Annotated in this window: 15 protein-coding genes and 1 other RNA gene; 10 read left to right on the top strand and 6 right to left on the bottom strand. The window is 57.3% G+C overall.

The annotated features are described in order from the left end of the window. Positions 1-104: 104 nt before the first annotated feature. On the bottom strand, positions 105-1,001 hold the full coding sequence (locus AC1DWM_RS04980; RefSeq protein ID WP_223515450.1) for a GlxA family transcriptional regulator: 897 nt from the start codon (positions 999-1,001) through the stop codon (positions 105-107). Positions 1,002-1,244: 243 nt separating this feature from the next. Here AC1DWM_RS04980 and AC1DWM_RS04975 point away from each other — a divergent pair, with 243 nt between their 5' ends. After that, the gene (locus AC1DWM_RS04975) at positions 1,245-2,381 is read left to right on the top strand and encodes an acyl-CoA dehydrogenase family protein (RefSeq protein ID WP_223515328.1); all 1,137 of its coding nucleotides are present in this window, start codon (positions 1,245-1,247) and stop codon (positions 2,379-2,381) included. 134 nt (positions 2,382-2,515) lie between these two features. Here the strand turns inward: AC1DWM_RS04975 and AC1DWM_RS04970 are convergent, their stop codons facing one another. Continuing rightward, positions 2,516-3,556, bottom strand: a complete 1,041-nt coding sequence (locus AC1DWM_RS04970) for an NADP(H)-dependent aldo-keto reductase (RefSeq protein ID WP_477794735.1) — start codon at positions 3,554-3,556, stop codon at positions 2,516-2,518. A gap of 245 nt (positions 3,557-3,801) precedes the next feature. Here AC1DWM_RS04970 and rplM point away from each other — a divergent pair, with 245 nt between their 5' ends. The 7 genes from rplM to AC1DWM_RS04935 all read left to right on the top strand — a co-directional run bounded on the left by rplM (position 3,802) and on the right by AC1DWM_RS04935 (position 8,690). Beyond that, on the top strand, positions 3,802-4,230 hold the full coding sequence (rplM, locus tag AC1DWM_RS04965; protein ID WP_007905295.1) for a 50S ribosomal protein L13: 429 nt from the start codon (positions 3,802-3,804) through the stop codon (positions 4,228-4,230). A 14-nt stretch (positions 4,231-4,244) separates the two neighbouring features. After that, the gene (gene rpsI, locus AC1DWM_RS04960; protein WP_002555064.1) at positions 4,245-4,637 is read left to right on the top strand and encodes a 30S ribosomal protein S9; all 393 of its coding nucleotides are present in this window, start codon (positions 4,245-4,247) and stop codon (positions 4,635-4,637) included. 268 nt (positions 4,638-4,905) lie between these two features. Next, positions 4,906-5,499, top strand: a complete 594-nt coding sequence (petA, locus tag AC1DWM_RS04955) for a ubiquinol-cytochrome c reductase iron-sulfur subunit (RefSeq protein ID WP_223515322.1) — start codon at positions 4,906-4,908, stop codon at positions 5,497-5,499. Next, complete coding sequence (locus AC1DWM_RS04950; RefSeq protein ID WP_223515319.1) at positions 5,499-6,710, top strand: cytochrome b; 1,212 nt, start codon at positions 5,499-5,501, stop codon at positions 6,708-6,710. The genes petA and AC1DWM_RS04950 overlap by 1 nt, the downstream gene beginning before the upstream one ends. Then, positions 6,710-7,492: a cytochrome c1 gene (locus tag AC1DWM_RS04945; protein WP_477794734.1), complete on the top strand. Its 783-nt coding sequence runs from the start codon at positions 6,710-6,712 to the stop codon at positions 7,490-7,492. Before AC1DWM_RS04950 ends, AC1DWM_RS04945 begins: the two co-directional genes overlap by 1 nt. A gap of 150 nt (positions 7,493-7,642) precedes the next feature. Beyond that, positions 7,643-8,260, top strand: a complete 618-nt coding sequence (locus AC1DWM_RS04940) for a glutathione S-transferase N-terminal domain-containing protein (protein WP_007905304.1) — start codon at positions 7,643-7,645, stop codon at positions 8,258-8,260. 16 nt (positions 8,261-8,276) lie between these two features. Beyond that, on the top strand, positions 8,277-8,690 hold the full coding sequence (locus AC1DWM_RS04935; RefSeq protein WP_007943725.1) for a ClpXP protease specificity-enhancing factor: 414 nt from the start codon (positions 8,277-8,279) through the stop codon (positions 8,688-8,690). A gap of 213 nt (positions 8,691-8,903) precedes the next feature. Here AC1DWM_RS04935 and AC1DWM_RS04930 read toward each other — a convergent pair whose 3' ends face one another. From AC1DWM_RS04930 to AC1DWM_RS04915, 4 genes are all read right to left on the bottom strand, one after another. Beyond that, a complete protein-coding gene (locus tag AC1DWM_RS04930) occupies positions 8,904-9,482 on the bottom strand; it encodes a BON domain-containing protein (RefSeq protein ID WP_452628112.1) in 579 nt (192 codons plus the stop codon). Next, the gene (locus AC1DWM_RS04925) at positions 9,479-10,072 is read right to left on the bottom strand and encodes a phosphoheptose isomerase (RefSeq protein ID WP_223515311.1); all 594 of its coding nucleotides are present in this window, start codon (positions 10,070-10,072) and stop codon (positions 9,479-9,481) included. The genes AC1DWM_RS04930 and AC1DWM_RS04925 overlap by 4 nt, the downstream gene beginning before the upstream one ends. 104 nt (positions 10,073-10,176) lie before the next feature. Further along, entirely contained in the window at positions 10,177-10,539 is a 363-nt protein-coding gene (locus tag AC1DWM_RS04920; protein ID WP_223515308.1) for a YraN family protein, read from the bottom strand. Then, positions 10,539-12,350: a penicillin-binding protein activator gene (locus AC1DWM_RS04915; protein WP_223515306.1), complete on the bottom strand. Its 1,812-nt coding sequence runs from the start codon at positions 12,348-12,350 to the stop codon at positions 10,539-10,541. The genes AC1DWM_RS04920 and AC1DWM_RS04915 overlap by 1 nt, the downstream gene beginning before the upstream one ends. A 176-nt stretch (positions 12,351-12,526) precedes the next feature. Between AC1DWM_RS04915 and rsmI the strand changes: the two genes are divergently transcribed. Then, positions 12,527-13,432, top strand: a complete 906-nt coding sequence (rsmI, locus tag AC1DWM_RS04910; protein WP_223515303.1) for a 16S rRNA (cytidine(1402)-2'-O)-methyltransferase — start codon at positions 12,527-12,529, stop codon at positions 13,430-13,432. A 74-nt stretch (positions 13,433-13,506) separates the two neighbouring features. Beyond that, positions 13,507-13,860: RNase P RNA component class A (rnpB, locus tag AC1DWM_RS04905), an RNA gene on the top strand. Positions 13,861-14,009 lie beyond the last annotated feature (149 nt).

The following is a 14,009-nucleotide window of genomic DNA, read 5'->3' as shown; positions in this document are numbered from 1 at the left end:
GAGCCTGCTCGCGATAGCGGTGTGTCAGTCATATCAATGCTGTATGGACGGGCGCGATCGCGAGCAGGCTCACTCCTACATGGGTTTTGTGTGTGGATAGAGAACTACGCAGCCTGCTGGAATTGCTGCCGATACTGGTTCGGCGACAATTCAGTGTGCTGGCGGAACAATCGTGCAAAGAAGCTCGCATCGTCGTAGCCGACCTCATAGCTGATGGTCTTGATGCTCTTGCGGCTGCCGGACAACAGGCCCTTGGCGGTTTCGATGCGCAGTCGTTGCAGGTAGTGCAGCGGCTTGTCGCCGGTCGCAGTCTGGAAGCGGCGCATGAAATTGCGGATGCTCATGCCGTGTTCGCGGGCCACGTCTTCGAAGCGGAACTTGTCGGCGAAATGCTCTTCGAGCCAATGCTGGATCTGCAGGATGATCACATCCTGGTGCAGCTTCTGTCCGCCAAAACCGATACGTCCCGGGGTATAACTGCGCTGTACTTCGTAGAGGATATCCCGCGCCACGGCTTGCGATACGTTGGCGCCGCAGAAACGCTCGATCAGGTAGACGTAGAGATCGCATGCCGACGTCGTGCCGCCTGCGCAATACAGGTTGTCGGCGTCGGTCAGATGTTTGTCCTGTTTGAGGTGAACCTGTGGGAAGCGCTCGGCGAAGGCGTTGAAGAAACGCCAGTATGTGGTTGCTTCCTTGCCATCGAGCAGGCCCGCCTCGGCTAGCCAGAACACCCCGGTCGCTTCGCCGCACAACACCGCGCCGCGGGCATGTTGCTCACGCAGCCATGGCAGGATCTGTGGATAACGTTTGCTGAGCGTGTCGAAGTCATCCCAGAAGGCGGGGAGGATGATGATGTCGGTGTTTTCCAGGCCACCGTCTACCGGGATGATGACATCGCTGAAGCTATTCACCGGTTCGCCGTCGGGACTGACGAGTCGGATTTCGAACGACGGTGTCAGGCCTTGGCCCAGTTGTTTGCCATGGCGCAAGCTGGCCATGTGGAAAAAGTCTTTGGCTTGCAGGAGGGTGGAAGCGAAAACTCGGTCGATCGCCAGGATGCTGACGCGCCGCAAGGGCGTGGAGACTTGCTTAGACATAATTCAACTTTATTTTTATAGGAGAAAGTGGTCATCAAACGGCTGGATCGTCTTATTTTTTGTCTGATGTGTCCAGTGTCCTGTGTTGAATGCGGGGCTTAGTCTCTGAAGATCAACTCCTCTAACAATAACGACAGGTGCCGCATGATCCCCAGAACCTTGTTCAGCTCCGATCACGAACTTTTCCGTGACAGCGTGCGAACGTTCCTCGAGAAAGAGGCTGTGCCGTTTCATGGGCAATGGGAAAAACAAGGCTATATCGACCGCAAACTCTGGAACAAGGCGGGGGAGGCGGGGATGCTGTGTTCGCATCTTCCGGAGGAATACGGCGGGCTGGGGGCGGACTTTTTGTACAGCGCGGTAGTGATCGAAGAGGTCGGGCGCCAGGGGCTGACCGGGATCGGTTTTTCCCTGCATTCGGACATCGTGGCGCCGTATATCCTGCATTACGGCAGTGAAACTCTGAAGCACAAGTACCTGCCGAAACTGGTGTCTGGCGAGATGGTCACGGCGATCGCCATGACCGAGCCGGGGGCCGGGTCCGATCTGCAAGGGGTGAAAACCACGGCGGTACTGGATGGCGACGAGTACGTCATCAACGGTTCGAAAACCTTCATCACCAACGGCTTTCTGGCTGATCTGGTGATTGTCGTGGCCAAGACCGATCCAAAGGCCGGCGCCAAGGGCACCAGCCTGTTTTTGGTCGAGGCCAACACCCCGGGTTTCGACAAGGGCAAGCGTCTGGAAAAGGTCGGGATGAAGGCGCAGGACACTTCGGAGCTGTTCTTCCAGGACGTTCGGGTGCCCAAGGAAAACCTGTTGGGGCAAGCCGGAATGGGCTTCGCTTACCTGATGCAGGAATTGCCGCAAGAGCGCCTCACCGTGGCCATTGGTGGGCTTGCGTCGGCTGAAGCGGCGTTGCAATGGACGCTGGACTACACCCGCGAGCGCAAGGCGTTCGGCAAGGCGATTGCCGACTTCCAGAACACCCGCTTCAAACTGGCGGAGATGGCGACCGAGATCCAGATTGGCCGGGTGTTTGTCGATCGCTGCCTGGAACTGCACCTGCAAGGCAAGCTGGATGTGCCGACGGCGGCGATGGCCAAGTATTGGGGCACGGACCTGCAATGCAAGGTGCTCGACGAATGCGTGCAGTTGCATGGCGGCTACGGTTTTATGTGGGAATACCCGATTGCCCGGGCATGGGCGGATGCGCGGGTGCAGCGGATTTATGCCGGCACCAACGAAATCATGAAAGAGATTATTGCGCGGTCGCTTTGACCTTGCAGTGACTGTTAGACCGCTATCGCGAGCAGGCTCGCTCCCACATTGGATTTTTGTCTGACCACCATTTTGTGATCGACACAGAACCATTGTGGGAGCGAGCCTGCTCGCGAAGGCTTTTTTTCAGGCGATCAAGGAGCCGGGTTCGGGTGATCCTTGTGAATCGCCTCAATCCCTTCCAGCACTTCGTCCGAAAGTTTCAGCTCGAAGCTGGCAATGTTGCTGTCCAGTTGCTCAAGCGTCGTTGCCCCAATGATGTTGCTGGTGACGAACGGCTGTTGATTCACGAAGGCCAGCGCCATCTGCGCCGGGTCCAGACCGTGTTCACGGGCCAGTGCCACGTAACGGCTGCACGCTGCTTCCGATTGTGGATTGAAATAGCGGCTGAAGCGGCTGTAGAGGCTCAGGCGGCCTTTCGGCGGGCGCGCGCCACCTTCGTACTTGCCTGACAGGAAACCGAACGCCAGCGGCGAGTAAGCCAGCAAGCTGCATTGTTCACGAATGGCAATCTCTGTCAGACCGACTTCGAAGCTGCGGTTGAGCAGGTTGTACGGGTTCTGGATCGATACGGCGCGCGGCCAGCCGCGGGCTTCGGCCAGGGCGAGGAAGCGCATGGTGCCCCATGGCGTTTCATTGGATAGGCCAATGTGGCGGATCTTGCCGGCCTTGACCTGCTCGTCCAGTGCTTCGAGGGTATCTTCCAGTGGAGTGAGGTTGGCTTCGCTCTTGTGTTTGTAGCCCAGTTGGCCGAAGAAATTGGTGCTGCGTTCTGGCCAATGCAGCTGGTAAAGGTCGATGTAGTCGGTTTGCAGGCGCTTGAGGCTGGCGTCCACGGCTTGCGTGATGTGCTGGCGGTTGTGGCGCAGGTTTTTATCGCGGATGTAGTCGATGGTGTTGCCGGGGCCGGCGATCTTGCTGGCGAGGATCCAGTCGGTGCGATCACCACGACTTTTGAAGTAATTGCCGATGTAGCGCTCTGTGGTGGCGTAGGTATCGGCCTTGGGCGGCACCGGGTACATCTCGGCGGTGTCGATGAAATTGATCCCGGCACCTTTGGCCCGTTCAATCTGGGCGAAGGCTTCAGCTTCGCTGTTTTGCTCGCCCCACGTCATGGTTCCGAGGCAGATAGCGCTCACGTTCAGATCGGTTCGGCCTAGCTGTCGATAGTCCATCAGGTGCTCCTTGGGCAAAACAATCATAAAAGCAGGTTGAAATATTTTCCGCAATCTGCATAATTGCGCACCTCTTTCTGCAGTGGAAGTGATGCGCCGCCGCCGAAGAATCTTGCCGTTGAACGGACGCGCCGACCCGAGCCCCCGAAAGCGTCTGTATCCGGCTGCCTTTGACTTGTCAAAGTACGCACTATTCAGTAAGATCCGCCGTCTAATTTACAGGGCGGCCCCTGAGGCTATAAAGAATGAAAACTTTTACTGCTAAACCGGAAACAGTACAGCGCGACTGGTTTGTCGTCGACGCTGCAGGTCAGACCCTGGGTCGTCTGGCCACCGAAATCGCGAGCCGTCTGCGTGGCAAGCATAAAGCTGAGTACACTCCTCACGTTGACACCGGCGATTACATCGTCGTTATCAATGCCGAGCAGATTCGTGTAACCGGTGCTAAAACCACCGACAAAATCTACTACTCCCACTCCGGTTTCCCGGGCGGCATCAAGTCGATCAACTTTGAAAAGCTGATCGCCAAAGCCCCTGAGCGCGTGATCGAGACCGCGGTCAAAGGCATGCTGCCTAAGAACCCGCTGGGTCGCGACATGTATCGTAAGCTGAAAGTCTATGCGGGCGCTGTACACCCTCATACTGCTCAGCAGCCCCAAGAACTGAAGTTTTAACGGAATAGTTCATTATGTCGGCGACTCAAAATTACGGCACTGGCCGTCGCAAGACCGCAACCGCACGCGTTTTCCTGCGTCCGGGTACTGGTAACATCTCCATCAACAACCGTTCGCTGGATAATTTCTTCGGCCGCGAAACTGCCCGCATGGTAGTTCGTCAGCCGCTGGAATTGACTGAGACTGTCGAGAAGTTCGACATCTACGTCACCGTGATCGGCGGTGGTGTAAGTGGTCAAGCTGGCGCAATCCGCCACGGTATCACTCGCGCACTGATGCAGTACGACGAAACCCTGCGTGGCGCTCTGCGCAAAGCTGGCTTCGTTACTCGCGATGCTCGTGAAGTTGAACGTAAGAAAGTCGGTCTGCGTAAAGCGCGTAAGCGTCCGCAGTACTCGAAGCGTTAATTCGCTTTCACGTTCGAAAAAGAACGCCCAGTTTCCTCGCGGAGCTGGGCGTTTTTTTATACGTGCGATTTATCAAAGAATTGCGCTGTGACAACTTGCCACATCCGTAGAGCCCCTATACTACAAGGCTTGGCAGTGGAGCCCTTCGGTAATTACCTTGTCAGAATTGGGGCTTTTCATTACCATTCGGCAAAATTTTTATAAGCACATAGATTTACTTAGTAGATGCCTGATTTAACAGGCCACAAAGCTGATGGGAGAGGACTGAATGAGCAATGACGGCGTGAATACAGGCCGGCGTCGCTTCTTGGTAGCAGCCACATCCGTGGTGGGTGCTGCAGGAGCGGTGGGGGCTGCGGTCCCGTTCGTGGGGTCATGGTTTCCCAGTGCCAAGGCGAAAGCCGCAGGTGCACCGGTGAAAGTGAATGTCAGCAAAATCGAGCCAGGCCAGCAGATGATTGCTGAGTGGCGCGGCCAGCCGGTATTCATTGTCCGCCGTACTCCGGAAATCCTGGGGAATCTGAAAAAGATCGAAGGCGATCTCGCCGATCCTGATTCCAAACAATCGACGCAACCGGCCTATGTCAACCCAGAAACACGTTCGATCAAGCCAGAAATTCTGCTGCTGATCGGTATTTGCACGCACTTGGGTTGTTCGCCTACTTTCCGTCCGGAAGTGGCGCCGGCGGATCTTGGTCCGAAATGGGTAGGTGGATATTTCTGCCCTTGCCATGGCTCCCATTACGATCTGGCTGGCCGCGTCTACAAGTCGCAACCTGCGCCTTTGAACCTGCCAGTTCCCCCGCATTCCTATGAGACCGATGAGCTCATCATCATCGGCGTCGATACGGAGAAAGCGTGATGAGCAAGTTCATGGATTGGGTTGATGCGCGCTTTCCCGCGACCAAAATGTGGGAAGACCATCTCAGCAAGTACTACGCCCCGAAGAACTTCAACTTCTTCTATTTCTTTGGTTCCCTGGCGCTGCTCGTTCTGGTTAACCAGATCGTCACCGGTGTCTGGCTGACCATGAGCTACAACCCGTCGGCGGAAGAGGCGTTTGCTTCCGTCGAATACATCATGCGCGACGTCGAGTACGGCTCGATCCTGCGTCTGTTGCACTCCACTGGCGCTTCGGCGTTCTTCATCGTGGTTTATCTGCACATGTTCCGTGGCTTGCTCTACGGTTCGTACCAGAAGCCGCGTGAGCTGGTGTGGGTCTTCGGCATGCTGATCTACCTGGCGCTGATGGCTGAAGCCTTCATGGGTTACCTGCTGCCGTGGGGCCAGATGTCCTACTGGGGTGCCCAGGTGATTATCTCGCTGTTCGGTGCGATCCCGGTCATCGGTAACGACCTGACCCAGTGGATCCGTGGTGACTACCTGATTTCCGGTATTACCCTGAACCGCTTCTTCGCCCTGCACGTTGTTGCCTTGCCGATCGTGATCCTTGGCTTGGTGGTGCTGCACGTTCTGGCGTTGCACGAAGTCGGTTCGAACAACCCGGACGGCGTCGACATCAAGAAATACAAAGACGAAAACGGCGTACCGCTGGACGGCATTGCCTTCCACCCGTACTACACCGTGAAAGATATCGTCGGCGTTGTGGTGTTCCTGTTCATCTTCTGCTCGATCGTGTTCTTCTTCCCGGAAATGGGCGGTTACTTCCTCGAGAAGCCGAACTTCGAAGTGGCGAACGCCTTCAAGACCCCAGAGCACATTGCTCCGGTCTGGTACTTCACCCCGTTCTACGCGATTCTGCGGGCGATTCCGGACAAGCTCCTGGGTGTCATCGCCATGGGGGCAGCCATCGCCGTGCTGTTCGTCCTGCCGTGGCTGGACCGCAGCCCGGTCAAGTCGATGCGCTACAAAGGCTGGTTGAGCAAGATCTGGCTGTGGGTGTTCTGCATCTCGTTCGTGATCCTGGGTGTGCTGGGCGTATTGGCCCCAACGCCAGAGCGGACGCTGCTGTCGCAGGTATGTACGTTCCTGTACTTCGCCTACTTCATTCTGATGCCGTTCTACACCAGGCTTGAGAAGACCAAACCGGTTCCGGAAAGGGTGACTGGCTGATGAAAAAGCTATTTGCTGTATTGATTCTTGCTGCTATGCCTATGTTGTCTTTCGGGGCTGAGCACGGTGGTCCTGAGCTGGAAAAGGTCGACATCGACGTTTCTGACAAGGCGGCCTTGCAGGATGGCGCGCGTACATTTGCCAACTACTGCATGGGCTGCCACAGCGCCAAGTTCCAACGCTACGAGCGTGTTGCCGATGATATTGGCGTTCCCCATGATCTGATGCTCTCGAAGCTGGTGCTCACCGGCGCCAAGATTGGCGACCACATGAACATCGGCATGCAGCCGGCAGACGCCAAGGCCTGGTTCGGCGCGGCTCCGCCCGACCTGACGCTGGTGGCTCGTGTTCGTGGTACTGACTGGCTCTACGGCTACCTGAAGTCTTTCTACGAAGATCCGTCGCGTCCGTGGGGCGTGAACAACAAGGTCTTCCCGAACGTCGGTATGCCTAACGTGCTGGCTGGTCTGCAGGGTCGCCAGATTATCGGTTGCAAGCAGGTTCAGATCGTCGAAGACGGCAAGAAGCAATTTGACCCGTTGACTGGTACGCCTTTGACTCATGAAGCGTGCGATCAGATGACCATCGTGCCGAAAAGCGGTGCACTGACCGAAGAGCAGTTCGATGAGAAGGTCAAGAATCTGGTAACCTTCCTGGCTTACTCGGCTAACCCGGTTAAGCTGCAACATCAGCGCATCGGTACATACGTCTTGCTGTACCTGGCGTTCTTCTTCGTATTCGCTTATTTGCTCAAGCGTGAATACTGGAAAGATGTGCACTGATAAAGCTTCAAGCAATTGCTGTTAATCGCGCGCGCCCAAGGGCGCCTCTGAAGGTGTAACGAGCCTGGTGATCCAGGCGTTACGGGAGGCGCCCTCTGGGCGCGCTCGTTTTTCCGCTTCCGATAATTTCAACAAGCGAGGAGGACCGCCATGGGCGTGACCAATCGGTTGGCCTGTTACTCCGACCCCGCCGACCACTATTCCCACCGAGTGCGTATCGTACTTGCAGAGAAGGGTGTCAGCGCCGAGATCATTTACGTGGAAGCTGGTCGTCAGCCGCCTAAACTGATTGAGGTGAACCCTTACGGAAGCCTGCCCACCCTGGTCGATCGTGACCTGGCGTTGTGGGAGTCGACCGTGGTGATGGAATATCTGGATGAGCGCTACCCGCACCCGCCTTTGTTGCCGGTTTATCCAGTGGCGCGTGCCAACAGCCGTCTGCTGATTCATCGTATTCAGCGTGACTGGTGTGGCCTGGTGGATCTGATCCTGGATTCACGGACCAAGGAAGCTGCCCGCGTCGTCGCTCGTAAAGAGCTGCGCGAAAGCCTGACTGGCGTGTCGCCGTTATTCGCCGACAAGCCGTTTTTCCTCAGTGAGGAACAAAGTCTGGTGGATTGCTGCCTATTACCAATACTCTGGCGCTTGCCTATTTTGGGTATTGAACTGCCGCGGCCTGCCAAGCCGCTGCTTGATTATATGGAGCGCTCGTTTGCGCGTGAGGCATTCCAGGCGAGTCTGTCTGGTGTCGAACGCGATATGCGCTAAGGCTTAAGGAGCCGCTATGAACTCCAGTCGACCTTATCTGGTCCGCGCGCTCTACGAGTGGATTGTGGACAACGATTGCACCCCGCACATGCTGGTCAATTCCGAGTATCCGTCGGTGCAGGTGCCTCAGGGTTTTGCCAGTGACGGACAAATTGTCTTGAACGTGTCGCCGCAAGCCGTGCGTCATCTGCACATGGATAACGAAGCGGTCAGTTTCGAAGGGCGTTTCGGTGGCGTGCCGCACACCTTGTACGTGCCTATCGCCTCGATCCTTGGGATTTACGCCCGGGAGAATGGCCAGGGCATGGTGTTCGATCTGGAATCGCCTATGGAAGACGAGGAGGAGATCGAGCCGGATGATGATATTCCGCCACCCGACAGCGAGCCGCCGCGTCCCAGCGGTCGACCCAGTTTGAAAGTGGTGAAGTAATAAAAAAGGCGATCCGGATGGATCGCCTTTTTTATTACTTCCGTAGGAGCCGAACTTGCTCGCGATGGCGATTTCAAAGACGCCATCGCCGGCAAGCCGTGCTCCTACGCGATGGCGATTTCAAGGACGCTATCGCCAGCAAGCTGTGCTCCTACGGGATGGCGATTTCAAAGACGCTATCGCCGGCAAGCCGTGCTCCTGCAGGAGCAGGTGTCAGTCGATGTACTCAAACAGCTTCACAATCTTCTGCACACCGGAAACGCCCTGTACCAGGTTGGTAGCCTGAGTGGCTTCCTGTTTGGTCACCAGACCCAGCAAGTAGACGATGCCATTTTCGGTCACAACCTTGATGCGCGAGCCAGGAATGTAGGCGTCGGTGAGCATCTGGGTCTTGATCTTGGTGGTCAGCCAGGCATCGTTCTGGCGCGCCAGCAATGAGGAGGGCGGCATGATCTGCAATTCGTTGTGGACCGTTTTTACCCGTTGAACAGCGGCGGCAGCCTGTTCGGCTTTAGCCTTGAGGTCTGCGCGAGGCGTCTGTCCGGCGAGCAGCACCACGCCGTTGAAGCTGGTGACGACAATGTGCGATTCGTTGTCCAGGGCAGGGTCGGCCTTGGCCACGTTTACGCCGACTTTGGTATCGATCAGGGAATCGTCGATCTTGCTGCCAAAGGTGCGCGTGCCGCGGTCATCTTCAATCGGCGCTTCACGGCTGGCGTTAACCACCGAAGTGCAGCCGCTGATGCCAAGGCACAGGGTCAAGGCCAATAGGCCTAGGCGATTAGGGGTCATTCTTCACTCCCGAACAATTGGCTGTCGATCAAATCGCAAAGGCAATGGATCGCCAGCAGGTGGACTTCCTGAATACGTGCGGTGACATTGGCCGGTACGCGAATCTCGACGTCCTCGGGCAAAAGCAGTGACGCCATGCCGCCGCCATCGCGACCGGTCATTGCTACGACAACCATTTCGCGATCATGTGCGGCCTGGATCGCCTGAATTATGTTTGCCGAGTTACCGCTGGTGGAAATCGCCAGCAATACGTCGCCCGGTTGGCCGAGGGCGCGAATCTGTTTGGAGAAAATTTCGTTGTAGCTGTAGTCGTTGGCAATCGAGGTGATGGTCGAGCTGTCAGTGGTCAGCGCGATGGCTGGCAGGCTCGGGCGTTCGCGTTCGAAGCGGTTGAGCAGCTCCGACGAAAAGTGCTGGGCATCGCCGGCGGAGCCGCCGTTGCCGCAGGAAAGCATTTTGCCCTCATTGAGCAGGGCGTTGACCATCACTTGGCTGGCTTGCTCGATGTGCGGTGCAAGTACGTCCATCGCCATTTGCTTGGTGTCGATACTGGCCTGAAAAAGCTGGCGAATTCGGGATTGCATGTCCATCTGTGTGACCTTAATTAGCGCGGCTACTCGGCACATGAATGTGCAGCCCGCAATGCAAAGAGCAAAAGTGTTGGGTGAAAGTGTCCGGTTCGGGGCGCAAGCGATCAACTGTCGAAGGCATTCTGCAGCCAGTTCAACTGATCACGGTTGCTGTCGATGGCAACCACGTCGAAGCGGCAAGGGGAATTGGCCCAACGCGACTCGCGCTGAAGAAAATACTGTGCAGCGAAAATCAGTTTTTGCCGTTTGCGCTCATCAATGCTTTCGAGCGCTCCACCCCATTGGGTGTTTTTTCTGTAGCGGACTTCAACGAATACTACTGTATCGCCATCAAGCATGACCAGATCAAGCTCGCCGCGTTTACACAACCAGTTCTGCGCCAGCAGGTGCAGACCTTGTTGTTGAAGATGCTCGAGCGCATGGCGCTCGGCATCTTTACCGCTTTGCTGGCGTGACCTGTCAGGCATCAGTTCGGGGTGCCTGGAAGGCGTTGAACCTGGCCATTGACGAACTGAGCCCACGGCAGTTGACGCACGACGCGTTGGTTCTGAGTCAAGCTCAGGCTGCCCGACTGACCTTCGAGGCGGCTGTCCGGCAAGGCTTTGAGTTGCCCCAGGCGTGGCGCCAGGCGGTAAGCATCGACGCCCATGGCATACAGGCGACCGAGGCTGCCGGAGGCTTGTGGCCATTGAGCCGTAACCTGCCTGCGCAGCGGATCATTGGCGTCCAGCAACCACGGAGTTTCGCAGAAGCGAATGCCGTTCATATCGTTGTACTGATTCACGTCGCCGCTGGCGCTGTACACGTGAGAGGTGGCGTAAACCGGCACGTCACCTGCGTATTGGAAGTTCAGGGTCGGTTTGATCTGTTGAGCCTGCTGTGGAGTGGCGGCCAGGAAGATGAATTCAATGTCCTGGCGACGCGAGGGCTGGGCGGCAACCTGCGAGCCGACGGTGCTTTGCAGGCTTTTCGCGCGGCCTTCGCTCTGGCGCAGCTGGAACATGTCAGCAATCTGCTGGGCCAGTTGAACCGGTTGGTCTACGCGCTCGGTGACAACTATGGTGCCGCCGTTGGCTTGCCAGTCCTGGCTGAATGCGCGGAGTACGCGATCGCCCCATTCGCCTTTTGGCACCATGATCGCGGCGCGATGCAGGCCATCGGCGCGCGCGCGGCGAGACACTTCGCGGGCTTCGTCTTCAGCGGCCAGGCCAAACTGAAACAGTTGCGCCGGGCCTTGTTCGCCTTCGCTGTAGTTCAGCGCCAGGGTGGTGATCGGCAATTGCGGGCGGGCGCTAAGCTGTTTAACCAGTGGTTTTTCCAGCGGGCCGACCACCAGTTGCACGCCATCGGCCTGGGCCTTGCGGTAGAACTCGTCCATCGACGTCAGCTTCGAGCTGTCATAAAACTCGATGGCGGGTGGCTTCTGGCCGGTTTGTTGGGCCTGGTAGTAAGCGGCCATGAAGCCTTCGCGCAATGCTTTGCCGACCGATGCCAGCTGGCCGTCTTGTGGCAACAGCAGGGCAATCTTGCTCAGGGGTTGGCTGGCCAGGTCCTTGAGGTTGGTCAGTGCCAACGGCAGATGAATGGCGGCCGGGTGTTTAGGGTTTTGCGCGCGCCAGTTATCGATTGCTGCTTGTTGTTGCTCCAGCGTCCCGGCCGTTTTCACCGCCAGTGCCAGGCCCATCCAGCCGCCGAGGTCGTCGGAGGTGGTGGGCTGCAGTTGGTCGGTGGGCAGGGAAGCGATCAGGATCCAGATCGCATCGTGGTTTTTGCTGGCCGCTTCACCGCTCAGCATTGGCGCGATAAAAATACGCTCCCGTGCGGCAGCCAGCGTTTGGCCATCTGCTTCAAGGGCGCGGGCATGGACTGTGCCGGTGCGAACCTGTTGCTCAGCCGGCAGTTCGCTCAGGCGTTGCAAGCTCGGATGGCTCAAGGCCGTCAGCGCCGCTTTGGGCTGGTTGCGCACCATCGCCAGTTCCGCCGCCAGCGTACTGGCGAAGACTTGTGGGCCTGGCTTGAGTTGCTCGACCGGAACCTGCTGCAGGATTTGCGCGGACTGGCCGGCATTCCCTTGGCGGTAGGCCACGTCTGCGGCGCTCAGGCGCAGCAGGGCAGCTTCTTCCGGGTCTTTGCTTTGATTGGCCTGCCCGAGCAGTTGCTCGACGCTGGCATTCGGGGTCCGTGGAACTTCGCCAAGGCTGGAGGAGGGCGAGCTGGCGCAAGCCGCCAGCAAGGCAGCGAGGCAGAGGGCAGTAAACAGCCGCAGGCAAGCGATCATGTAGTGTTCCTGTTACTCGATCAAATTAGCGTGGAATTGTACCCAAGCACTGGCCGGGGCGCGATGTTACTGGCGTGAATCGATCAATTTAGCTCGTGTAAATGTTGCAACACTGCACAAAAGGCGGGAAAACCCGGGAAGGGCCAGGCGTATCGCGAGCGCCGCTACGCGCTACAATGTCACTTTTTACCGATCATGAGGTGTGCGCTTTGACTGCTCCAGGTGCTTTGAATTCCGCTGCTGGCTCGCTTTATGTGGTGGCGACGCCCATCGGCAACCTGGACGACATCAGTGCGCGTGCGCTGAAGATCCTTCGTGAGGTGGCGTTGATTGCCGCCGAAGATACTCGCCACTCCCAGCGATTGATGCAGCATTTCGGTATTCCCACGCCGCTGGCAGCGTGTCACGAACACAACGAGCGGGATGAAGGTAGCCGCTTTATCACGCGTCTGCTGGCAGGCGACGACGTGGCGCTGATATCCGATGCCGGCACGCCGTTGATTTCTGATCCCGGGTATCACTTGGTGCGTCAGGCTCGTGCTGCGGGGATCAATGTGGTGCCGGTGCCGGGAGCCTGCGCATTGATCGCGGCTCTGTCGGCAGCGGGTTTGCCATCCGACCGGTTTATCTTTGAGGGCTTTCTGCCGGCCAAGGCGGTCGGTCGCCGGGCTCGTCTTGAGCTGGTAAAGGAAGAGCCGCGCACGCTGATTTTCTACGAAGCTCCGCACCGCATTCTTGAATGCCTGCAAGACATGGAGCTGGTGTTCGGTGGCGAGCGTCAGGCGTTGCTGGCTCGTGAAATCACTAAAACCTTTGAAACCCTTAAAGGTCTGCCATTGGCCGAGTTGCGTGAGTTCGTCGAGTCGGACAGCAATCAGCAGCGCGGTGAATGTGTGGTGCTGGTGGCCGGCTGGGCTGCGCCTGAGACTGAAGATGCGGTCAGCAGCGAAGCGATGCGCATCCTCAACCTGTTGCTCGAAGAGATGCCGCTCAAGCGTGCGGCCGCCTTGGCTGCGCAAATCACCGGCGAGCGCAAGAATGTGCTGTATCAGGTTGCGCTGGATAAGCAGAAGGGCGAGTAAAACCCGACGTGCAGGGGGGGCAAAGGCGTTTAGCGCTTGTTCTTCGGCCGCTCTGCCGTTAACCTTTGCGGCGGAGAGTCGATCGGACAGTCGCTGCCCTCTATGAAAATTAGGGGGGGGAGGAAAGTCCGGGCTCCATAGGGCGAAGTGCCAGGTAATGCCTGGGAGGCGTGAGCCTACGGAAAGTGCCACAGAAAATAACCGCCTAAGCGCTTCGGCGCCGGTAAGGGTGAAAAGGTGCGGTAAGAGCGCACCGCACGTCTGGCAACAGTTCGTGGCTAGGTAAACCCCACTTGGAGCAAGACCAAATAGGGTCCCAAGGCGTGGCCCGCGCTGGGACCGGGTAGGTTGCTAAAGATGTCCAGTGATGGCCATCGTAGACGAATGACTGTTCAAGACAGAACCCGGCTTACAGATCGACTCTCCACCTTTTTTTCCTCCCTGTTTGAATCTTTGAGCAGGGCGCTGGTAGTGGCAAATTCCCTCCTTACCGAATCATCAGCAGAAGCACTTTCGTAATACCAAAAAAATCTTACTCTTAACAAACTACTTTAACTTTCGAGCGCAGCTCTCTGTG

The organism is Pseudomonas sp. P4_C8 (genome assembly GCF_056401975.1).
This window is presented reverse-complemented; position numbering and strand designations above follow the sequence as displayed.